Annotated in this window: 22 protein-coding genes; 7 read left to right on the top strand and 15 right to left on the bottom strand. The window is 72.8% G+C overall.

Translation table 11 applies throughout. From position 1 onward, the window contains the following. Positions 1-66: 66 nt before the first annotated feature. The 3 genes from ABZV77_RS24095 to ABZV77_RS24085 are packed head-to-tail and all read left to right on the top strand — an operon-like array spanning position 67 to position 1,684. Positions 67-654 carry a sigma-70 family RNA polymerase sigma factor gene (locus tag ABZV77_RS24095; RefSeq protein WP_356260431.1) on the top strand — a complete coding sequence of 196 codons (588 nt, stop codon included), beginning with the start codon at positions 67-69 and terminating at the stop codon, positions 652-654. Then, positions 645-1,349 (top strand): hypothetical protein, encoded by a 705-nt coding sequence (locus tag ABZV77_RS24090; protein WP_356260428.1) that lies wholly within the window; start codon positions 645-647, stop codon positions 1,347-1,349. Before ABZV77_RS24095 ends, ABZV77_RS24090 begins: the two co-directional genes overlap by 10 nt. After that, complete coding sequence (locus ABZV77_RS24085) at positions 1,346-1,684, top strand: Asp23/Gls24 family envelope stress response protein (protein ID WP_356260425.1); 339 nt, start codon at positions 1,346-1,348, stop codon at positions 1,682-1,684. The genes ABZV77_RS24090 and ABZV77_RS24085 overlap by 4 nt, the downstream gene beginning before the upstream one ends. Positions 1,685-1,713: 29 nt before the next feature. Here ABZV77_RS24085 and ABZV77_RS24080 read toward each other — a convergent pair whose 3' ends face one another. The 5 genes from ABZV77_RS24080 to ABZV77_RS24060 form a co-directional block, all read right to left on the bottom strand. Then, complete coding sequence (locus ABZV77_RS24080) at positions 1,714-2,208, bottom strand: hypothetical protein (protein ID WP_356260422.1); 495 nt, start codon at positions 2,206-2,208, stop codon at positions 1,714-1,716. 126 nt (positions 2,209-2,334) lie between these two features. After that, positions 2,335-2,733, bottom strand: coding sequence for an ATP-binding protein (locus ABZV77_RS24075; protein WP_356260419.1), 399 nt, complete (start codon positions 2,731-2,733; stop codon positions 2,335-2,337). Between the two features lie 176 nt (positions 2,734-2,909). Further along, positions 2,910-3,317 carry a rodlin gene (locus tag ABZV77_RS24070; RefSeq protein WP_356260416.1) on the bottom strand — a complete coding sequence of 136 codons (408 nt, stop codon included), beginning with the start codon at positions 3,315-3,317 and terminating at the stop codon, positions 2,910-2,912. A gap of 138 nt (positions 3,318-3,455) precedes the next feature. Next, complete coding sequence (locus tag ABZV77_RS24065) at positions 3,456-4,550, bottom strand: LCP family protein (protein ID WP_356260413.1); 1,095 nt, start codon at positions 4,548-4,550, stop codon at positions 3,456-3,458. Positions 4,551-5,014: 464 nt separating this feature from the next. Further along, positions 5,015-5,425 (bottom strand): rodlin, encoded by a 411-nt coding sequence (locus tag ABZV77_RS24060; protein WP_356260411.1) that lies wholly within the window; start codon positions 5,423-5,425, stop codon positions 5,015-5,017. A gap of 236 nt (positions 5,426-5,661) precedes the next feature. Between ABZV77_RS24060 and ABZV77_RS24055 the strand changes: the two genes are divergently transcribed. The 3 genes from ABZV77_RS24055 (at position 5,662) to ABZV77_RS24045 (ending at position 7,431) form a co-directional block, all read left to right on the top strand. After that, on the top strand, positions 5,662-6,072 hold the full coding sequence (locus ABZV77_RS24055; RefSeq protein ID WP_356260408.1) for a rodlin: 411 nt from the start codon (positions 5,662-5,664) through the stop codon (positions 6,070-6,072). 196 nt (positions 6,073-6,268) lie between these two features. Next, positions 6,269-6,502 carry a chaplin gene (locus tag ABZV77_RS24050; protein WP_356260405.1) on the top strand — a complete coding sequence of 78 codons (234 nt, stop codon included), beginning with the start codon at positions 6,269-6,271 and terminating at the stop codon, positions 6,500-6,502. Between the two features lie 98 nt (positions 6,503-6,600). After that, on the top strand, positions 6,601-7,431 hold the full coding sequence (locus ABZV77_RS24045; RefSeq protein WP_356260402.1) for a chaplin family protein: 831 nt from the start codon (positions 6,601-6,603) through the stop codon (positions 7,429-7,431). A gap of 388 nt (positions 7,432-7,819) precedes the next feature. Here the strand turns inward: ABZV77_RS24045 and ABZV77_RS24040 are convergent, their stop codons facing one another. After that, positions 7,820-9,085 (bottom strand): FAD-dependent oxidoreductase, encoded by a 1,266-nt coding sequence (locus ABZV77_RS24040; protein ID WP_356260399.1) that lies wholly within the window; start codon positions 9,083-9,085, stop codon positions 7,820-7,822. Beyond that, complete coding sequence (locus tag ABZV77_RS24035; protein WP_356261584.1) at positions 9,078-10,379, bottom strand: ATP-grasp domain-containing protein; 1,302 nt, start codon at positions 10,377-10,379, stop codon at positions 9,078-9,080. Before ABZV77_RS24035 ends, ABZV77_RS24040 begins: the two co-directional genes overlap by 8 nt. 136 nt (positions 10,380-10,515) lie before the next feature. Here ABZV77_RS24035 and ABZV77_RS24030 point away from each other — a divergent pair, with 136 nt between their 5' ends. Continuing rightward, positions 10,516-11,844 (top strand): glycosyl hydrolase, encoded by a 1,329-nt coding sequence (locus tag ABZV77_RS24030; protein ID WP_356260397.1) that lies wholly within the window; start codon positions 10,516-10,518, stop codon positions 11,842-11,844. Between the two features lie 30 nt (positions 11,845-11,874). Here the strand turns inward: ABZV77_RS24030 and ABZV77_RS24025 are convergent, their stop codons facing one another. From ABZV77_RS24025 to ABZV77_RS23990, 8 genes are read right to left on the bottom strand one after another with little or no spacing between them, the layout of a single operon-like run. Continuing rightward, a complete protein-coding gene (locus ABZV77_RS24025; RefSeq protein WP_356260394.1) occupies positions 11,875-13,038 on the bottom strand; it encodes a GNAT family N-acetyltransferase in 1,164 nt (387 codons plus the stop codon). After that, positions 13,035-13,685, bottom strand: coding sequence for a Wzz/FepE/Etk N-terminal domain-containing protein (locus tag ABZV77_RS24020; RefSeq protein ID WP_356260391.1), 651 nt, complete (start codon positions 13,683-13,685; stop codon positions 13,035-13,037). The genes ABZV77_RS24025 and ABZV77_RS24020 overlap by 4 nt, the downstream gene beginning before the upstream one ends. After that, entirely contained in the window at positions 13,682-14,854 is a 1,173-nt protein-coding gene (locus ABZV77_RS24015) for a glycosyltransferase (protein WP_356260388.1), read from the bottom strand. Before ABZV77_RS24015 ends, ABZV77_RS24020 begins: the two co-directional genes overlap by 4 nt. After that, entirely contained in the window at positions 14,851-15,639 is a 789-nt protein-coding gene (locus ABZV77_RS24010) for a polysaccharide deacetylase family protein (RefSeq protein WP_356260385.1), read from the bottom strand. Before ABZV77_RS24010 ends, ABZV77_RS24015 begins: the two co-directional genes overlap by 4 nt. Continuing rightward, positions 15,629-17,368, bottom strand: a complete 1,740-nt coding sequence (locus ABZV77_RS24005; protein ID WP_356260382.1) for a lipid II flippase MurJ — start codon at positions 17,366-17,368, stop codon at positions 15,629-15,631. The genes ABZV77_RS24010 and ABZV77_RS24005 overlap by 11 nt, the downstream gene beginning before the upstream one ends. Beyond that, positions 17,365-18,723: an O-antigen ligase family protein gene (locus tag ABZV77_RS24000; RefSeq protein ID WP_356261581.1), complete on the bottom strand. Its 1,359-nt coding sequence runs from the start codon at positions 18,721-18,723 to the stop codon at positions 17,365-17,367. Before ABZV77_RS24000 ends, ABZV77_RS24005 begins: the two co-directional genes overlap by 4 nt. 47 nt (positions 18,724-18,770) lie before the next feature. Next, positions 18,771-20,270: an exopolysaccharide biosynthesis polyprenyl glycosylphosphotransferase gene (locus ABZV77_RS23995; protein ID WP_356260379.1), complete on the bottom strand. Its 1,500-nt coding sequence runs from the start codon at positions 20,268-20,270 to the stop codon at positions 18,771-18,773. Next, positions 20,267-21,403: a glycosyltransferase gene (locus ABZV77_RS23990; protein ID WP_356260376.1), complete on the bottom strand. Its 1,137-nt coding sequence runs from the start codon at positions 21,401-21,403 to the stop codon at positions 20,267-20,269. The genes ABZV77_RS23995 and ABZV77_RS23990 overlap by 4 nt, the downstream gene beginning before the upstream one ends. Between the last annotated feature and the right edge of the window lie 57 nt (positions 21,404-21,460).

Here is a 21,460-nt window from a genome sequence, read left to right as displayed (position 1 = left end):
GCGTCGCGTAACGCGGGTGGCCCGCCGTGTGTCGTAGGAGTACGACTGGAGTGAGAGGAGCCGCGAGTGCCGGGGGACCGGGGCAGAGCGCAGGACGAGGCGGATGCCTCCTCACCGCGCGATGACGGATTGCTGGCCGTACGGGCTGCCGAAGGCGACGACGAGGCCTTCGAGAAGCTCGTGCGCCGCCATGCGCCCGGTCTGCTGCGGCTCGCCACGCGGCTGCTCGGCAGCCGTACGGAGGCCGAGGACGCGGTGCAGGAGTCCTTTGTGAGCGCCTGGCGCAAGATGCCGGAGTTCCGCAGGGACGCGCGGTTCGGCACGTGGATGCACCGCATCGTCACCAACCGGTGTCTGAACGTGCTGCGTGCCCGCCGCCCCGCCCTGGACCTGGGCGAGGTGCCGGAACCGCAGGCTCCGGAGCACGAGGCATCGCCTGCGAGGGTCGCCGAGGCGCATGCGGCCGTGGCGGACCTCGGCAAGGCGATGGAGGGGCTGTCCCCGGAACAGCGCGTGTGCTGGGTGCTGCGCGAGCTCAACGGCCTTTCCTACGACGCCATCGCCGAGTCGGTCGGCATCAGCCCGGAAGCCGTAAGGGGCCGCGTCTTCCGGGCGCGGCGCCATCTCACGGAAGCGATGGCCGCATGGCGGTGAACGAAGGGCACGGGCCGATGACGGACAACCCGACGACGGATGGACCAGCAGACGCCGACGACTCGAACGAGCTGCTCCCCTGCGGCCGTGCGCTGTGGGACGTGTGGGAGCGCGCGGAGGACGGCGGGAGCGATCCGCACGCCGACGCCTGCCCGCACTGCACCGAGGCGCTGGACGCGCTGCGGAGCTTGGAGGACGTCGTCTCCGCCGCCCGCGAGCGGGACCACGAGAGCGACCGGTGGGAGCGGGAGCCCGACACCGCCGCGCTCGTCGGCCGCGTCATGGACGTGGTGCGCCTCGAACTGCGGCCGGGCCGCACGCTGCCGCTGGGCGACGTGGCGGAGGACACCTGGATCGTGGAGGCCGCCGTGGCAAGAACCGTCCGCGCGGCCGCGGATTCCCTGCCGGGAGTAAGGGCGGGCAGCTGCCGCATCGAGGCGCTCGCCCACGAGGGCGGCACCGGAGCCCCGGCGGGACGGTGGCCGCGCGGGCCCGTGCACATCCGCGCGGAGGTGGAAGTGGCCCTCACCTGGAACCTCCAGGAGGTCGCCGAGCGCGTCCGGTACACGATCCTTGAGGCGGTCGACGACGAGTTGGGCATGCGGGTCGCGACCGTCGACGTGACGGTTGCCGACCTCATCGATGACGCCGACGCCAACGCCGACGACGACACTGCAGAGGGGCGGCACCCGTGACGCAACGACTCGCAACCAGCGCGCTGGCCGAAGCCGTCCAGGAAGCGGTGCTCGGCACGCCGGGCGTCGCCTTCCTGCGCCCCGGCCTCGCCGACCTGCTCCGCGCCGCCAACCTGCTGACGAAGGGCGCCGCCCCGTCCCCGCGCTCCTCGGCGGTCCGGATCACCCGCGGCAAGGGGGCGGCGGGCTGGCACACCGAGGTCTACGTCGTCCTGAGCCGCGGCCACCGGGCCGTGGACGTCACCCGCGAGGTCCGCGCCGCCGTGACGGAGACGCTGGAGCGGCTGACCGGGGAGCCTTCGCGGGTCTCGGTGACGGTGACCGGGCGGGTGTGAGGCGGCGCGGGACCGCCCGCGTGTGCCGCCTAGGAGAACGTCACCTCGCCCGTCGTGTCGGCGAGCTTCTTCACCTCGTCCGTACTGGAGTCCACCGAGGTCATCGCCACGGTGACCGAGCCCTTGGTGCCCTTCCCCGGCACTCCGGCGAAGCCGTGCTGCCAGGGGTGGGCCGTGGCGCTGCCGTCACAGGCGCCGTCGAGGATCTGCTCCTTGGTGGTGCTGCTCGTCGCCGTGTCCGGGACGGGCAGGCCGGGGAGCCCCACCCATTGGTAGAGGCCCTGCACCGCCTGCGCCTCGTCCGCGTCGAGCTCGCGCTCCTGCTGCGTGCGCAGCGTGATCCGCAGCCGTACGGGGCCCTGGAGGCCCTGGCACGTGTACGTACCTGCGACGACCGCCTTCGTGCCGTCCGGGGTGAGCCGGGCCGTGCTGTCCACGGTGACCTCGTACAGGTCGGCGGCGTTCGCCGCACCGGGCAGCACCGCCGTCGCCGCGGCCATCGCTGTCACGAGGACTGTCTTCACGCATCGCTGCAGCACCGTGGGGACCGGCCCTTCCGGAATGAGAGTGGGGTACGGCCCATGGAACCCCGTCCCGACCGGCCTCGCCGGTAGCCACACGGGTACGTGCCCTGCCCGCCGGGGCGCGGTTCACGCGGCCAGCGGAACGCGGGCCACGATGCACTTCCCTCCCTCGGGAAGGCGCGTCACGGACACCTCGTCGGACAGCTGGCACACGGAGGGCCAGCCGTGTCCGCCGCTCATGAGCAGGCTCGTGCGCGTACGGGTCCGCGGGACCGTGTCGCTGCCGTCCTCGACGGCGATCTCGACGAAGCCGGGCCGGACCCGGCACTCGAAGCCGCGCAGCCCGCCGCCGTGCCGGAGGGCGTTGGTGACCAGTTCGGAGGTCACGAGGACCGCGTCGTCGACAGCCATGTCACTGGCGTCGTGGTGCCCCTGGCGCAGCAGTGCGCGTACGACGTCCCGGGCGGCGGCCGGGGTTCGGGGGCGGGTGAGGATGCAGGTGTCCTGCGTGCTGTCGGTTGTCACAGCGCATCACTCCCACCGGTGTTGTGGGGACTGTTCCTTCTTCGGCTGCCCGACGAGTCACTCCCCACACACGTCATTCGGGTGGTTCGCCGGGCCGGTGCCGGAACGCGCCACGGCCGCGCACGGAATCCGTGCGCGGCCGTCGGACGAACCGAGTCGTCGGGGCTCTGCCCGGATCAGCCGTTGTGGGCGCCGTTGCCCGAGAGGACCGGGATGTCCTCCAGGATGTGCGACAGCGGCTCGTCGCCCTTGGCCTGGGTGGAGTTCTCGGTGCACTGCTGGTTCTGCGGCGCCGAGAGGACCGGGATGTCCTGGACGGCGATCGGCACGAGGCCGACCAGGGAGCCGACGTTGGCCTTGGCCGGCAGGCCGATGCAGGGCTTGTTCAGCGAGCCCTGGACCAGGGACATCTGCGGGCTCATGTTGCCGTGCGTGGCGGAGTTGCCGAACACCTGCTCGGCACCGTTGCCGCTGACCGAGGTCGTGCCGGTGTCGTCACCGATGGCCATGGCCTGCGGGGCCGCAATGCCGGAGACACCGGCGACGGAAGCGGCGAGGGCGGCCGTCGCGAACAGCTTCTTCATGGTGATGGGGTTCCCTTCGAAGAGAGGCTCCGCTTCGGAGCCGCATGGTGATCAACTGAGTGGTGGGTCAGCGGTTGCGGCCAGTGCCCCGTTCGGCCGATTAGTGTGCTGAACGTCAGGGGCGGTCGATCTTGTACGTCAGCGGCAGGCGACCTTGTCGCCGCGGAAGGCCGTCTGGCGGAGCAGCCGGGGCGGGTCGGCTGGGGCGGCGGACGCCTTTCTGCGGGTCAGGGCGCGGTCCCGGTTCAGGGCGTCGAAGACCTTGTCGGCCTTGGGCCTGTCCCATTCGAGGGTGGCGCCGATACCTTCCTGCGGGTCGCTGAAGCCGCCGACGGGGACCGTCATGAACTCGGTCGCCGAGGGCGACAGCTTGCGCAGGGCGACGGTGAGTTCGGTGAGCCGGTCGACGGTGAAGCCCTGGTCGACGCGGGTGGAGCCGAGGACGGTCCGGGCCAGCCGCGCGGTCCTGACGGGGTCGGCGAACGAGCGGTCCGCGGAGAGCGTGCGCAACACCCCGACCAGGAAGCGCTGCTGACGCTGCATACGGCCGAAGTCCGCACTGTTGTCCACGTGCCGGGAGCGCACGTACTGCAGGGACCGGCCGCCCGACAGCTTGTGCGTGCCGGGCTTCAGGTTCAGCTTGGTCGCGAAGTCCTTCAGGGGGCGCTTCGTGCACACGCGCACCCCTCCCGCCTCGTTCACACCGTCGATGAACCGCCGGAAGTCGATCTCCAGGTAGTGGTCGATCCTGACGTTCGTCATCTGCTCGATGGTGTGCACCGCGAGCCGGGGTCCGCCCTCGGCATAGGCCGCGTTGAGCTTGGCGGGGTGGGCCGGTGAGCCCTGGCCCGTCGTCTCGTCCCGGCGCTCGGGGATGACGGTGCGGGAGTCCCTGGGCAGGCCGACGACGCTGACCCGGTGGGCCTTCGCCGACACATGGACGAGCATCATCGTGTCGGCGCAGTCGCAGCCCCTTTTACCGGTGGAGAAGCGCCGCCGCTCGGATTTCGTGAGACCGGCGCGGCTGTCCGTCCCGAGCAGCAGGATATTCGTACCGGGTCCGTCGTTCGGACGATTCTTCATGCCGCCGAAGACATCGATGCGTTGGACAGGGAGAGGGGCGGCGGCCGCGGTGATTCCGGTGAGGGCGGCGGCGAGCGCGAGCCCCGTGGTGACGATGCCGAGACGCTTTACGGCTCGCTTCTTGCCAGGCGTACGGGAGGCCGTCCCCATGTTTTTCTCCGCGAATTGAGTGAGGGGGAAGAGGAACCCTGAAACCGTAAACCGGCCGACGTGTCATTCCGTTGCGAAGGGAGTGTGGCGCAAGTGAACAACTCTTTCGCCTCAACGGTGCTGTTTCGTTTCGGACTTCGACAGGAACGAAACCAGAAGGCGCCCCCACACTCGTGACGAGGACATATGGCTGACCGCACAGGGCCGTGGCAGCGGCAAGGTGTCATCCCGGTGAGCAGGCAGTCCCCGGACTGTCTCACGGACCCCATCTACGAATCACTGATCAGGAAATGGCGTGAACAGGGGAGAACGCTCCCGGGGCGCCCCGACCCCGAATGGCAGGCCCTGGTCGACCGCGATCCGTGGCCCCGGCACTGACAGAACAGCCACTGAAGCAACAACCACTGACAAAACAGCGGGCCGCCCAGGAGAGCATGGGCGGCCCGCTGAACTGCGAATGAGCGTCAGTGGTTGCTGTCACCGTTGCCGGACAGCAGCGGGATGTCGCTCAGGATGTGCGAGAGCGGCTCGTCGCCCTTGGCCTGGGTGGAGTTCTCGGTGCACTGCTGGTTCTGCGGCGCCGAGAGGACCGGGATGTCCTGGACCGAGATCGGCACGAGACCGACGAGGGAGCCGACGTTGGCCTTGGCGGGCAGGCCGATGCAGGGCTTGTTGAGCGAGCCCTGGATGAGGGCCATCTGCGGGCTCATGTTGCCGTACGTGGCGGAGTTGCCGAACTCCTGCATGGCGTTGTTGCCGCTCATCGTCTCGGTGCCGCCGTCGTTGCCGATGGCGAGAGCCGTGGGAGCCGCGGCGGCCGACATGCCGACGACGGAAGCCGTGACCGCAGCCGCGGTCATAACCTTCTTGAGCACAGGATTTCCCTTCTGAGGTGAGCCCCCGTCCAAGGAGCACCCTGTAGCAACTACCGGAGCAATGAGGGGTTCCTAGGATTTACCCGGGTTCACTCCAATGGCCTATCGAGCGGGGCCCCCGCGGCAGTACGGCGATTGCCGAAAGATCCGATGGAGTGAACGACCGGAACCAAACGCCGCGGGGCGAGTTGAGCAGCTCGCTGTAACCAGAGCGTCTGCCAGAAAAGGAACATCAAATGCTCAAGAAGGCAATGGCAGCGGCCGCGGTCGCCGTCTCCGTCGTCGGTATTTCGGCCGCCGCTTCGCCTGCCGCGATGGCCATCGGTGACGACGGCGGCACCACGTCGATGAGCGGCAACGACGCCAAGCAGTCGTTCGGCAACTCCGCCACCAAGGGCGACATGAGCCCGCAGCTTTCCCTGGTTCAGGGCTCGCTCAACAAGCCCTGTGTCGGCCTGCCCGTCAAGGGCAACGTCGGTTCGCTCGTCGGCCTCGTGCCGATCGCGGTCCAGGACATCCCGATCCTCTCGGCGCCGCAGAACCAGCAGTGCACCGAGAACTCGACCCAGGCCAAGGGCGACGAGCCGCTGTCGCACATCCTGAGCGACATCCCGGTGCTGGCCGGTAACGGCGAGCACAACGGCTGATCCGTCGTTCGGCAGAGATTGCTCGGGCCACCCGATTTTTCCTCCTCCTCGGGCGGCCCGGGCTTTTTCATGCCCTGCAGTCGCATTCGAGTGAACTTCCGATGGTTGTCAACTTCGCGGTTTCTTCTGGTCCTACCGCTCGTTGAGTAGGACTCAGGTCGCCGTATAGGCGTGACCCGTAAAGAAGGGAAAAGCTATGAAGCTCAAGAAGAGCGCAACGTTCATTGCTGGCGCCGTCATGGCTCTGAGCCTGGGCGCCCCGGCGTTCGCCGACGCCGGTGCCGAGGGTGCGGCCGTGGGCTCCCCGGGCGTCCTGTCCGGCAACTCCGTCCAGATCCCGGTCCACGTTCCCGTCAACGTGTGCGGCAACAGCGTCGACGTCATCGCGCTCCTGAACCCGGCGTTCGGCAACACGTGCGCCAACGACTGACGTAGGCGCCCAGCTTTACCTGCTGCGCCTCAGTCGGCCCCGGCAGCCCTTCCGGCGCCGGGGCCGACTTCCCCCTCGGACAGAGAAAGACCATTAGATTGCGACAGGCCCTCAGCAAAGGAATGCTCTCCGCCGCGGCTGCCACGAGCATCCTGTCCCTGTCCGGCGGCCACGCGTTCGCCGCCGGTGAGGCGAACGGGGAGGCACTGGACTCGCCCGGCTTCTTGTCGGGCAACAGCGTGCAGGCCCCGCTCGAAGTGCCGGTGAACGTCTGCGGCAACAGCGCGAACGTCGCCGCGGTGGGCAACCCCGCCACCGGCAACTCGTGCGGCTCCAGCTCGCACTCCCACTCCGGCCCGGAGACGGCACCGGAGGTGCGGAGCGCCCCGAAGGCGGCACCACCCGTCGCCGAGGACGACGCCACGGACTCGACGGACTCGTCAGGACCCGCGACCGGCGCCTCCGCGGTCGGCGACGCGTCCCACTCGCCCGGCGTGCTGGCGGGCAACAACGCCAAGGCACCGGTCGACGCACCGGTGAACGCGTGCGGCAACGCCGTGGGCGTCGTGGCCCTCCTCTCCGGCACCACCGGCAACCACTGCGACTCCGACGCCCCGCACCAGGCGCCGCCGGTCACCACCGCGCCGCCCACCGACCCGGCACCGCAGGGACCCGACCCGCGCCCCCGGGCCATGCCCCCGGCGCACCCCGACGGCCCGCGGCACGCCAAGGTGCCGTCGCAGGCTGCACCGCACCACGGGCCGCACGGCTCGCGTGCGCCGCGACCGGTCCATGTCGACATGGCACGCGGCGAGTTGGCTGCGACGGGGTCGGACGACAAGCTGCTCGGCGCGGCGGGCGCGAGTGCGGCCCTGCTGCTCGGCGGCGCGATCCTGTACCGGCGCGGGATGGCATCCTCCCGGCGCTGACCGGGGAAGCGCGGAGCCGGACACGCCAGTACGCCGGCAGGGAAGCAGACGGGACCGCTTCCCTGCCGGCGCAAGGGAGGTAGAGACCTGCCTGTTGGTAGGTCGCTCACCCACGGCATAGGAGCCGACGGCTGGCGGAAAGCGACCAGGCCTGTCCCATGAAGCGCATTCAGTGCATCACCGCACGGCCCGCGCGGGAAGGGCTGTTCACCCGTTCGCCCGCGGTGTCACTCATAAGAGCTCGGGGGTTGGTGGCTCGGCTTCGGTGGAGCGATCACGTACACGGAAGCCGAGCCCGGTGGCGTCTGCGCGCCGCCTGAACCGAGGCTAGGGGCACCGGAGTTGGGGCCGGGCGCGCCACGCCCCCGCTTCCCCCGGTGCCACCCGATCAGCGTGCGGACGCCGCCGCGTTCCGGTGCGCGTGCTCCTCGTGCGACTGGCCGGGGAGGGTCGTCCGACGCCCGCGCCGTACGTGCCGTTCGACGCCCCGCACCAGGCGTTCGGCGGTGAACGCGGACCCGTACACGAAGCGCATGGCGGGTCCGAAGCTCGACGCGGTCGTCAGACCTGCGAGGAAGAGCCCGGGGCGCGAGGTCTCGAAGCGGTCGCTCACGTAGGGCGTGCCGTCCGACAGGGAGCGCAGGCCGTCGCGGAGCTCCGGGGGCAGGACGGCGATGCGGTCGGTCGTGGCCTGGAAGCCCGTGGCCGCGATGATGTGGTCCGTGGCGAAGCGCAGGCCCCCGCCGGTGGCGCCGACGGTGCTCACCCGGACGCGGCCGCCGACAACCTCGGCCGACTCGACCTGCTGGCCGACCCGCACCTCGACCCCTGCCTCGACGCGGTCCCTGACCCACCACGCCCCTGCCGGGCCCAGCGCGTCGGCGGCGACGCGGGCGCGGGCCGACTCCGGGAGCAGCCGGAAGAGCCCGGGGGTCTGCGCGTAGAACCTGTTGCGCCAGCCGCAGCCGAGGCCCGTGTGCGGGGCGCGCAGCGACTCCCACCACGGCCGCTGCCAGGCGGGCGGCACGGTGTTCCAGTCCACGCGCGGGGAGCGGGCGAGGACCCGCACCCGGGTGCCCTGCTCGGCGAGCAGGGCGGCGGTCTCCAGGGCGGCCTGCCCGGCCCCGAGCACCGTGACGTCCCGGTCGCGGAAGCGCAGCAGGTCGGCGTGGTGGCTGCTGTGCGAGACGTGCTCGGTGCCCAGGCCACGGACGGCCCGGGGGATCTCGGTGAAGGGCAGCACGCCCACCGCAAGGGCCACCGCCCGCGCGCGGACGGCCTCGCCGTCCTCGGTGCGCGCCTCGTAGCCCTCGGGGCAGCTCCGCACGGAGGCGATGAGGCGCTCGTCGACCGGCGGCGCCGCCTGCCGGGCGAACCAGAGCCCGTAGGACGCGAAGTGCTCGATGGGGAGGGGGCGGCCGTGCTCGGCGGGCAGGCCCTCGCCCGCGCAGAACGCGGCCAGGCCGAAGCGGCCCGCGGGGTCGGACAGGTCGGACGCCCACGGCTCCGACTTCAGGAACATGCCGCGCGGCATGTGGTCCCGCCAGGACGCCATAGTCCTGCCGAAGATCCGCACGTCCAGTCCGGCGGCCGCGGCGTGCGAGGCGACCGAAAGGCCGTAGGGGCCCGCTCCGACAATCAGCAGGTCATGCATCGGTGACTGCTCGCTCTCTGTTCGGCGTGCCGGGAAGTACGGCGGGCGCGTGCTCCCGCGCCCTGATCGACAAGGACGTCAGGACCCCGTGGGACCGGTGCCGCACGCCGTCGCGCAGCCGCCGCACCACGTGGCGGCGCCACATGCGGCGCAGGGCGGCCCCGGGGGCCGGGTCGTCGGCGGCGTGCCAGGCGAGTTCGCCGGACGCCGGTGCGGTGCGCTGTCCGGGCAGGGCGAGGGAGCGCAGCGCGGTCAGCGGGGCGTAGTTCTCCACCAGGAAGGTGCGGCCCGGCAGGGGCTCGGGGGCGGGGACAGGACGGTGGGTCAGGTCCAGGTGCAGGGCGCGCACGACGTCGGTGTCCGTGCCGTCGGCGAAGAGGCGGAACTGGGCGCCGGGGCGCGGGTTGAAGTCGATGAGGTGGAAGGCGCCGGTCGAGGCGTCCCTGCGGAAGTCCAGGTCGAAGATCCCGCGGTACTCCAGGGCGGCCACCACCTGGGCGGCCGCGGACCACAGCGCGGGGTTCGCGGTCCACTCGCCGCTCACCGTCAGGCCCGCCGAGCGCGGCCAGGAGCGGTGCTTCCGTCCCGTACCGCCTCCTCGTACGACACCGTTGCGGCCCGCGCAGCCGTGGACGAACCAGTCCGCGTCGCGGGCGCCGGGCACGAAGGCCTGGAGGAGCAGGCGGCTGCCCGCCTCGGTGCGGCGCTCGAACAGGGCCGCGGCCTCGTGCGGGGAGCCGATCACGGTGGTGCTGCGCAGGCCGGTGTCGCGGGGCAGCAGCCAGGGGCGGCTCCACTTGGCGACGGCGGGGGACCCGAGCCGGTCCACGGCACCGGCGGCCTCGGCGGCGGACTCCGGCGTCAGCGTCGTGGGGTGGGCCACGCCCGCCTGCGCGCAGACCTGGGCGAGGGTCGCCTTGTCGGCCACGCGTTCGGCCACGTTCCCGGCCGTCCGGGGCAGCAGGAAGCAGTCGGTCAGCTCCTCGTACAGGGCGCTGACGGCGAGGGCGCTGGCGTCGTCCAGGGGGATCAGCACGGCGGGCCCGCCGAGGCGGCGCGAGACCCTCCGCAGGACGGCGGTGACCTCGGCGAGCGACGCTCCGGGCACGGGCGGCGCGTGCATCCGGTGCAGATACCGGGAGCGCTGTACGGGGCTCTGCCGGTCGTCGGCGACCAGGTGAACCTCGACTCCGGCCCGCCCCAGCGAGCGGACGGCGCCCAGCGTGCCGTGGTGAAAGGGATTCCTGTCGATCCGCATTAGGACCGCAGGAATGCGTGTATCCAGAGGCTGCAACGTCACCCTCGCTTATCGATCGCCCATGCGGGCGATGTGGTGGAACACAGGATTAGAAGCCCGATTGGCGCAATAGAAATACATATGACGGAGTGTCAGTGAAGTTGGGCCGTTGGCCGGAAAAAGAGGAGCAGATATGGGACCACACACCCCACAGCGTCGGCGGAGCCGTGGCCGTCTCGCTTTCGTCGCCGCGGGAATCGTCTCGTCGCTGGCGCTGGCCGCGGTGCCGGGACACACGGTGGGTGTCGTACGGGACGGTGAACCACCGGGGGGCGGCACGGGGACCCCCGCCTTCGGCGCCTATCTCGACTACGGACCCCGTGGCGTCGAGCGGATGAGTGAACTCAGTGAATGGCTCGGCGGTGCCGAGCTGCGGGTCGGTCACACGTACCTCCCGGGCGACCGGTGGAGCAACATCGAGGGCGCCCCGAATTTCCTGGAGAACTGGGCCGAGTGGCGCAAGGCGAAGGACGACAGGCTCTTCGTGCTCAACGTCCCGATGCTCGAACGCAACGAGGAAGGCGTCGGCGACACCGAGGTGTCCGCGCTGCTGAAGCAGGGCGCCGCGGGAACCTTCGACGAGCACTTCAGGACGCTGGCCAAGCGCCTGGTCGACCTGGGCGTGCCCGACACGGTGGTCGTCCTCGGCTGGGAGATGAACGGCACGACCTACACCCATCGCTGCGGTCCGGACCCGGAGTCCTGGAAGAAGTACTGGAACAGGATCGTCACCACGATGCGTTCGGTACCGGGACAGAAGTTTCAGTTCGACTTCACGCCGAGCAGGGGGCGGGACGCCGTTCCCTGGACGCAGTGCTATCCCGGGGACGACACGGTCGACATCATCGGCATGGACTCGTACGACCAGCCGCGCGGAATGTCATTCGACGAGCAGGTCAAGGAGCCCTACGGCCTCCAGCAGCACGTGGACTTCGCGACCGAGCATAAGAAGCCCATCTCGTATCCGGAATGGGGGCTGTTCCGCAACGGCGACAACGAGGAATACATGCGCCGCATGCTGGAATGGATGGACGAGAAGAAGCCGCTGTACAACACCGTCACCGACTACTGCCCGCACGGCGTGTGGCAGTGCAAGGACAATCCGGAGGCCGCGGAGGTCTACCGCAAGCTGCTCTCGGGCCGCACCGGGAACCCGACCGCTCCGACCACTCCGACCGAGCCCGTGAATCCGCAGGACCCGAACTGTTCGCCGGTGGAGTTCGGCGACTGGGTCGAGTACTGGCTGGGCGGCAAGCTGTGCCTGCGGTTCGACTGGTGGAAGGACCCGCAGAAGCCCGCGGTCCCGGAGAAGCCCGCGACCCCGGAGCCGCCCGCGGCCCAGGAGAAGCCAGCAGCTCCTGAGCTGCCCGCGGCCCCGGAGCAGCCCGCAATCCCGCAGACGTCCGCAGCCCCCGAGCAGCCCGCAGCCCCGCAGCAGCCCGCGGCCGCGCAGACGTCCTGACCCCCCGCCGGTCCGCGGTGGCGTGAGCCGTCACGACGAGGCTCCGCCACCGCGGCCGGATCCATCGCTCCGCCGCTCGTCGCGCTCGCGCAGCCGCCGCTTGGCCCACGCGCGGCCCGACGCGCTCCAGGCCGCCGCGTGCACCAGGGGCGCGGTGCGCCTGCGGGCCAGCAGGAACCGCCGGTTGGCGACCGGCTCGGGTCTCCAGTGGTGTTTGTACGGCTCGTTGCCGCGCAGCAGGCTCAGCGCGCGCGGGTGCTCGCCGCCGGTGTGGCGGGTGCACGCGTCGAGGAGCATCGTCGCCACGTCGACCTTGCGCTCCCGGAGGCTGGGATGCGCCCCGTACAGATAGCCGCCCGCCAGCGTGCCCGACAGCAGTGTCAGGTCCGCCGCCAGCACCTCGCCGTCCAGGCTGAACTCGGTCACCACCGCCTCACCGGCCGCGACCATCGGCCGCATGGAGCGCAGCAGGTGTTCGTGGAACCGCGGCTGGAGGTGCTCGGAGGTCACCTTGCGGCCCTGCCACTGCAGCTGGTGCAGCCGAAGGAGCGTGCGCACCGAGTCCTCGACCTGTTCGGTGGGGACGACACGGCTCTCCACGCCCAGCGCCGACAGCTTGCGCATCTTGGCCCGGGTGCGCTGGGCGCGCGGCGTCGGCAGCCGCTTGAGGAGCTCCTCCATCGGCAGCGCGGGGAGTTCGAGGCATTCGGAACCGGCGAGCGTGCGGCGGGGGCCCGGCCAGCGTGTATAGAGGCTCTCCACGCACGCGCCGGGCCTGACCTCCCCGAAGTCGATCAGCGCGGTCCTGGCCAGCGCGTAGAGCCCCGAGAGGAGCGCTGCCGTCCCCTCCTCCCGGCACGCGCCGTCCACCAGGACGTCCGTGAAGTCGGAGATCGCGCCGCCCAGCGGCTTCAGGGCGGGCAGCGGACGGTCCACCCGCATCAGCGGCGCCGCGGCGATCAGCCGGTCGCCGTCGCGGACCAGGAGCACCCGCAGCCGCCCGGGACGGCCGTAGGACCGCCACCAGGACGACAGCCACGCATGGCTCTGGAAGGGCGTCGCCGCCGGACACGCCCGGTGCAGCCGCCCCCACGGCTCCGCGAGCGCGTCGAACTCCTCCTCGTCCACGCACAGTTCGGCCACGGGCCGCTGATCCGGTGCGGTGTGCGGCGACGCGCTCGCCGTCGTACTCACGGAGCGCTCCGCACCAGGGCGGACGCGGGCCCCGGGACGGACGCGCCCGCCACCGCCTCCGTGCGGGGGCGCGGGCGCACCAGGAGCGCGAGGCCGCCGAGCAGCCCGCCCGCGCACCCGCCGACCAGGGTCGTCACACCGGTGGAGAGGGACGCGGGGGCGTTGGGTGCCAGGGCGCGCGAGAACGGCAGCAGCTTGATCTGCGTGCTGTCCTTGGAGTGGTTGGCGCTCGTGGCGAGCGACCGTGCCACGGCGTTGGCGGTGATCGCCGCGGACGACGGCTTGTCGGTGGTCGCGGAGACCGCGATCATCGGCGCGTCCGGCGACGTGACCACCTGCACCTTCTCCTGCAGCTCCGTGGGCGACATGCCCGCCGCGACCTGCGCGTCGCCCAGCACGGCGAGCTGGGTGGCGACCCGGCCGTACGCCTGCGCGAAGCCCAGTGCCGTCGCCGGGTCCGCCTTCTCCTGCGGGACGGCGACGACGTAACTCGTGGCCGTGTACTGCGGGGTCTGCAGCACGCCGTACCCGGCACCGGCCAGGGCGCCGAGGACCGCGCAGGCGGGCAGGGCCCACCAGCGGGGGAGCCGCGCGGCACGGGATCGCAGGGCGAGGGTGCGCGGGCGCTCGTTCACGGAGTCGCTCATCGAGGGGTCACCTCCAAGGTCGGGCCGGGGGCAACTGAGGCGTAGACGCTCATCAGTTGGTCGGCGCTTCGGCTGATGCTGTAGTGCCGTACCGCGGCCGGTGCCTCGCGGTGCGGCGGGACGTCGCCCCGCAGGCCGTGCAGCGCCTGCGTGAAGGAGTCCGGATCGCTCGGGCAGTACGCGGCGCCGGACCGCTCCGCCGCGTCGAGGCCCTCGACGGCCGGGCACGACGCGTACAGCACGGGAAGACCGCTGGCCAGGCCCTCCACGAGCGCCAGGCCGAAGGCCTCCTCGGGGGAGGGGGATGCCAGGGCGTCCATGGCGGACAGGAGCGAGGGCAGGTCCGGCGCGCCGCCCGTGGCGGCGGCGGTGTTCTCGTGAGCGGACCCGTGAGCGGACTCGTGGGTGGACTCGCCGACGAACCGCACCCGCCCGTCGAGGCCGAGCCGGTGCGCGAGCCGCCGGAGCTCCGGCTCCTGGGGGCCACTGCCCACCAGGACGACCACGACGTCGTCGGGCAGCAGGGCGGCGGCCCGCAGCAGGACGTCGAAGCGCTTGCCCGCGGCCAGCCGCCCCACCCCGCCGACCACGAACGCGTGCTCGGGCAGCTGGAGTTGCTGCCGGGTGTGCGTACGGACCGCCGGGTCGAACCGGAAGCGCTCCACCTCGATGCCGTTCGGCACCACCCGGATGCGCTGCCGCGGCACGCCCCAGCGGTGCAGCCGCGCCCCCACGGCGGGGGAGACCGCGACCGTCACCCGGCCGAGCCGCTCCCCGGCCAGATACAGCGCGCGGACCCCCGCGGTCAGCGGGCGGCCCTCCATCTGCGAGTCGCCCAGGGAGTGTTCGGTGGCCACCACCGCGCGCACCCCCGCCAGCCGGGCCGCGATGCGCCCGTACAGGCAGGCGCGGTAGAGGTGGGTGTGCACCACGTCGTACCGGCCCGCCCGGATGATCCTGACCAGCCGCGGCAGCGCCGCCACGTCCCGGTTGCCGGACATGCCGAGGTCGGTCACGCGGCTCCCGTCGGCCGCGATGCCCTGGGCCACGGTGCCCGCGTTGGTCAGCGCGACGACGTCGCAGGTCGTCGGCAAGTGGCGGAGCATCAGGCGCAGTTGCTGCTCCGCGCCGCCCACGCCGAGGCCGGTGATGATGTGCAGGACCCTCATCCGGTCACCGCCGAGCGGGCCAGCGCGCGGCGCCTGAGCCGGTTGGTGCGCAGCTTCAGGCGCAGCCGCCAGGCGGTGTCGTCCTGGCCGATGTGGACGCGGGGCAGGGCGTACGGGCCGGTGAGCGCGCCGGGCGCGATCGCGCAGGCGTACCGGTATCCGGCCTCGCGCACGGCGGCCACGACGCGCTCGTCGACGGTGCCGTAGGGGTAGCAGAAGCCCTGTACCTCGGCGCCGGTCAGGTCGTGCAGCGCCGCCCGGCTGCCGCCGACCTCGCGGCGCAGGACGCGGTCGTCGGCGGCGGTCAGGTCGACGTGGGTCAGCCCGTGCGAGGCGATCTCCATGCCGGACTCGGCGATGTGCCGGATGCCGTCGGCGCCGAGCAGCGGCTTGCGCGGGCCGAGCGGGTCCCACGCGTTGTCGCCGTCGAGGCGGCCCGGCAGGACGAACACCGTGGCGGAGCAGTCGTACTGGCGCAGCAGCGGCAGCGCGTGGTCGACGAAGTCGCGGTACCCGTCGTCGAAGGTGAGGCCCACCAGGTTGTGCTCCTGGCCCTGCGCACACGCCTCGAACAGATACTTCATCGAGACGCCGCGCAGCCCCTGGCGCCGCATCCAGCGCAGCTGTGCGGCAAGCCGCTCGGGGGCGACGGTGATCTCGTACGGATCGTCGGACGGGTCCGCGACGGAGTGGTACATCGCCACCCACGCCGGGGTGCGGGGCGGCCGCAGCCGCAGGAACGGCTCCGCGCCGGACGGCGCGGGCGGGGTGAGGTCAACGGACATGACGCAGCTTTCTGCTGACGGAGCGGAGGGCGGACGCCCAGGGCTGCGCCCCCAGGAGCAGACCCAGGAGCACGAAGGAGACGGTCACCGCCGTGAAGCTGGTGAGGACCGCCAGGGCGGGCTGCGCCACCCGCTGCGCGCACGCGGCGCCCAGCACCGCCGCGCCCCCCGCGGCCACCGCGAGGCGGCCGAGCTGCCCGACGACGGCCCGCTTCCTGATCGGCACGGTGCGCGGGCCCATGCCGCGCAGCAGGAGCAGCGCGGTGACGCAGATGCCGGTCGCGTTGGCCGCGGCGATCCCGTGCACGCCCCAGGTGCCGACGGTCAGGAAGCCGATCCCCGCGGTGGCGACGACGCCGACAGACATCGCGTACAGCGGCACCCAGGTCTTGCGGGCGACGGAGAAGTGCGCGCGGGCCAGCGCGCCGACCAGCGTGTGGCCGAGCAGGCCGAGGGCGTAGACCCGCATGACCGACGCGGTGGCTGCGGTGTCCTGTGCGGTGAACGCGCCGCGCTGGAAGAGCAGTTCGATGAGCGGGTGCGCCGCCGCGACGACCGCGGCCGCGCCCAGCAGCACCATGCATCCGGCCAGGACGATGTCCCGCTCGACGCGCTTGCGGGCGCGCTCCGTCTCGCCCTTGGCCAGCGCCCGCGCCACCACGGGGAAGGTGACCGTGCACAGCATGAGCGAGAGGACCATCGGCATCTGCGCGACCTTCTGCGCGTAGTTCAGGTGCGAGATGGCCCCGGCGGGCAGCGAGGAGGCGAGGAACCGTTCGATGAGGACCTGCGACTGGCGGCAGAGCGCGAAGAACAGGACGGTCCAGATGATCGCGGTCTGGAGGGTCTTGTCCGATGAGCCCGCTGAGGCCGATGAGCCCGATGAGCCCCCGGCCGGGGACGCGGGCGCGGGCTCCGCCCCGGGCCGGTAGGGACGCCGCAGCTGACGCCAGAGCGAAGGCGCCTGTACGACGACCATGAGGGCCCCGCCCACCGCCACCCCGGCCGCCGCGGCCCGTACCCCCAGCGGCAGCGCGAGCGCGAACAGGGCGGTGATGATGGCCGCGTTGTAGGCGACGTAGACCGTGGCGGGCGCGACGAACCGCTGGTGGGCCCGCAGCGCCGCGCTGCAGTAACCGGCGAGTCCGAAGGTCAGGGCGCAGGTCGCGGTCAGCCGGGTGCAGTCGACGGCCAGCTGCGGATCGGGCAGCCCGGGGGCGAGGACCGCGACCAGGTGCGGCGCCGCCGCGACGAGCAGGACGGCCGTGCCCGCGAAGCACAGGGTCATCCGCGGCAGCGAGGCCCGGACGAGCTCGCGGACCGGGTCGACGAGCGGGCCTTCCGAGCGGCGCGCCAGCGCCAGGCTGAACGCGGGCACCAGGAAGAAGGCGAGCCCGTCCTCGATGAGCAGGGTCGCGGCCAGCTCGGGGACCGTCCAGGCGACGAGGAAGGCGTCGGTGTCGGTGCCCGCGCCGAAGAAGTGCGCAAGCGCCTGGTCGCGTACGAGCCCCAGGAGCGAACCTGCGACGGAGAGCACGGCCGTGACCAGCGCGGCCTTGGCGAGGAACGAGCTCCCGGTCTTCTCCGCGGGTTCCTGCGCGACAGGCGTGGCGGGCGCGGCGGGCGCGGAAGGGGCGACGGGTGCGACGGGTGCGACGGGCGCGGTGGTCACGGCGGCAGGCGGCGCGTCCGGGTCGGGGGCCACCTCCGGCGGCGGCACGGTCGTCATCGCGGGCCCGCCTCTCCGCGCAGGGCGTCTCCCTGACGCTCACGGGAGCCGACCGCCCACCAGGCCGCCATGCCGAAGGCGATGGCGGTCAGGACGGTGGAGGGGCCGCCGATGTCGGCGTACACGAAGTCGATCAGCTGCCAGACCAGCAGCCCGCAGGCCACCAGTGCGCAGTCGAGGCGCGGGCCGCCCGGACCGTCGCGCCCCGCGCGCTGCCGCTGCCACCTGCGCACCGCGCACACCAGGAGCGCCGCCCAGCTCCCGGCCAGCGTGCCGAGCCCGAGCAGCCCCTGCTCGCTGAGCACCAGCAGGTACATGTTGTGCGGGGACAGCAGCGGCTGGCGCACGAAGGCGCTGCCCGCGCCCGCGGTGTCGCTGCCGGAGGACAGGGCGAGCGAGGCGTGGCTGTCGCGGTGGTCGGGGAACCCCTTGAGGCCCACCCCGGTCACCGGCCGCTCGCGCCACATGTCGGCCGAGGCCGCCCACATCGTGTAGCGGTCGGTCACCGACTGGTCGGGGGTGTCGGTGACCTGGGTGATGCTGCTGAGGCGCTCCTGGAGCATCGCCGAGCCCACGCCGAGTCCGGCCACCAGGACCACGGCGGCCGCCGCCCCGGCCAGCAGCACCCGGCCCGCCCGGCGCACCCCGGCGAGCAGCAGCACCGCGGCGCAGGCCGCCGCGGTGGCGATCCACGCGCCGCGGCTGAAGGACAGCGCGAGCGGCACCGTCAGGAGGCCCGCGCACACCACCGCCGCCGACCGCTGGCGCGGCGCGTGCGGGCGGAAGGCGAGCGCGAGCGCGCAGACGAGCCCGTACGAGACGACGGTCGCCATCCCCATCACGTCCGTGGAGCCGAACGTGCCGACGGCCCTGATGTCCTCGCCCATGTACGAGGCGCCGGTGCCGGTGAGGTTCTGGTGTACGCCGATGACGCCCTGCCACAGGCCGAGCCCGACGAACGACCAGGCGAGCAGGCGGAAGTGGTGGGCGTCGCGGATGAGCAGCAGGACGGCGGCGGGTACGAGCACGAAGATCTGCAGATAGCGCGCGGCCCCGGCGACGCCGGTCGCGGCGGTGGCGGCGCCGAAGGCCGCCACGGTGATGCCGACGACGGGCAGGCCGAGCAGGACCGCCGCGGTGCGGGTCAGCGGGCGCCGCCGGGCCTGTACGACACGGACGACGCAGTAGCCGACGACGAGGGCGGACACCGCGTCGGCCACGCCGCCGGTGCCGCCGCCGCTGCCCCCGGCGGACGCTCCCTCGGCGGGCACCGGCAGGGCGAGCAGCGCGACCAGGAGCACCACCGGCAGCACCGGAGCGCTCCGCCGCAGCGCGGGCAGCACCACGTCGTGCAGGCGCGAGCCGAGCGGCAGGGCGGTGGACGGGTTGTGGGTCACCGTGCTCAGCTCCCCGTGCGGCGGACGAGGCAGCCGAGGGTGCGCAGCAGGATGCACAGGTCCTGCCAGAACGACCAGCTGTCGATGTAGGCGTTGTCGAAGCGGCACCGGTCCTCGATGGAGGTGTCGCCGCGCAGGCCGTGGATCTGGGCAAGCCCTGTGATGCCGGTCGGCATCCGGTGCCGGTGGGCGTAGTCCGGATAGGTCTGGCTGAACTGGGCGACGAAGAAGGGCCGTTCGGGCCGGGGGCCGACCAGACTTATATCGCCCCGCAGTACGTTCCACAGCTGCGGCAGCTCGTCCAGCGAGGTGCCGCGCAGGAACCGGCAGAACGGGCTCATCCGGTGCTCGTCGGCGACGCTCCACCGGGTCGCCGCCTCCTGCTGGTCGACGGGCCGGTGGGTGCGGAACTTCAGGAGGGTGAACAGCCGCCCGTCCTTGCCGACGCGCTCCTGACGGAAGATCACGCCGGGGCCCTCCACGGTCCGCAGCACCAAGGCGCAGGCCGCGAGGACCGGCGCCGCCGCGAGCAGCAGGACTCCGGACACCGCGATGTCAAGGAGCCGCTTGCCCGCGCTGGTGCCGTGGGCGCTCGCGGGCGTCAGGGAACGGCAGGCGAACCCGGCCACGTACTGCCGTGGCCCGCCCGGCGCGGGCACGGGACCCGCGCAGCGCGGTTCGAGCTCCCACAGGTCGCAGCCCAGGCCGTGCAGGGTCGGCAGCCATCCGGCGAGCCCGGTGCCGCGGTCGGCGATGAAGAACACGGCCCTGACGTCGTTCTGGATCACCGCGCGGTGGAGTTCGTCCTCCGTGCTGAGCACCGGAAGGTCGCGCCCCGGCCCCGAGGGAGTCTCGGAGCCGCTCTCCTTGTCCTGTGGGGGGTCGGCGGTCTCGCTCACGATGCCGACCGGCCGCATGCCGCAGCCGGGGCGCCGCAGCAGCGCGGCGGCCACGCCGCGCGCCTGGCCGACGGGCCCGAGCACAAGGACCGGCCGGGGCCTGCGCACGGTGGTGGCCCGCCGGTGCCGGTGGACCAGCGCGCGCCCGCAGAAGCTGAGCAGGCACTGCACGGCGGCCGCACCGGCCAGCGTTTCCGGGGCCAGTGACCCCACCGTGGGCAGGGCGGTGGCCAGGACCGCGGTGACCGACCAGCCGAGCGCGATCCGCCCGGCGAGCGACGGCACCTGGCCGAGGGTGTCGGGCAGCGCGGCGTACTCGTACAGCCGCCCCTGCACGTTCAGGACCAGCACACACGCCATGAGCAGGGGCGCGAGCACGGCCTGCTGCCGGGGGTCGGCGAGCAGCAGCAGGGCGACCAGGGCGGCGGCGCAGTCGGCGGCCACCAGCGCGGCGGCCGAGCGCCGTTGCCGGGCCGGGCGGCGCGCCGCCGTCCCGGCACGCAGGACCGTCGCTTCGCGTGGCGCGACGACGAAGGTGCCGGGTGGGCCCTGGGTGTCCTGCCGTGACTGAGCCGATGAGGAAGCAACGGTCCGTTCCGCACTCACGTCGTGCTGCACTCCCTGTACTCGGTGGGCGCCGTGCCCAGAAGCTCGCCGTACACCGCGTCGACGGCGGCCGCGGCGCGGCGTGTGTCGTGGTGGTCCAGCACGTGCTGCCTGCCGCGCCGCCCCAGCGCGTCGCGCAGTTCCCCGTCCCGCAGCAGGGCGACCAGGGCGTGGGCCAGCGCGCCGGGGTCCTCCGGGGGGACAAGGGCGTGCGGGCGGTGGGACGGCGGCAGGCTCTCCCGTGCCCCGTCCACATCGGTGACCACGACCGGGCGGGCACAGGCCATGGCTTCGAGCGGGGCCAGCGCCATGCCCTCCCAGCGGGAGGGCAGGACGACCACGTCGGCCGCCCGGTACCAGGGCGCGGCGTCGGCCGCCGCGCCCGCGAAGGCCACCCGCGGGCCCGCCCGCTCCCGCAGCCGGGCGTCGTCGGGCCCGTCCCCGACCAGGACGAGACGGGCGTCGGGCACCTGGGCGGCGACGGTGGGCCAGGCGCGCAGGAGCACGTCCTGGCCCTTCTGACGGCAGAGCCGCCCGACGCACACCACGAGCCGGACGTGCGCGATGTCCTGGCCGGTGGGCGTGAACCGTTCGGTGTCCACGCCGTTGGGGATCACCGCGTACGAACCGGCGATCCCGGCGCGGCGGCCGGTGACCCACTCGGCCTCGCTGACGCAGACGATGCGGTCCGCCCACCGGGCGGCGCCGCGCTCCCACAGGCGCGCGAGGAACGCGGTAAGGCCGCCGACCGCCTCGAAGGACCAGGCGTGCGGCTGGAACACGGTGGGGATGCTGCCGCGCAGCGCGAGGCGCGCGGCGAGCCCGGCCTTGGCGCTGTGCGCGTGGACGACGCCGGGGCCCACCGCGCCGATGACGCGCTTGAGGTCCCGCACCTCGGTGGCGAGGCCGCGGCCGGGGGAGCGGGACGCCGTCCAGGGGTGGACGTGGACACCGGCGCCCAGGGCCGCCAGCGCGCCGGGCAGGAAACCCTCCTGGGGGCAGGCCACGTGGACGTCGGTCCCTGCCGCGGCCTGGGCGGCGGCCAGGTCGACGACGACCCGTGCCACACCGCCGTCCACGGGCTGGCTGACGTGCAGGACCCGTGGGGGGTGGGGTGCTGAAGGCAGAGGCATGCGCGTCTCCTTCGAGTCAGTGCGGAGCACCGCGGAATCGGAGCGGGACAACAGGCG

The sequence above is a fragment of the Streptomyces sp. NPDC004732 genome (assembly GCF_040609235.1).
Taxonomy (GTDB): Bacteria; Actinomycetota; Actinomycetes; order Streptomycetales; family Streptomycetaceae; genus Streptomyces.
This window is presented reverse-complemented; position numbering and strand designations above follow the sequence as displayed.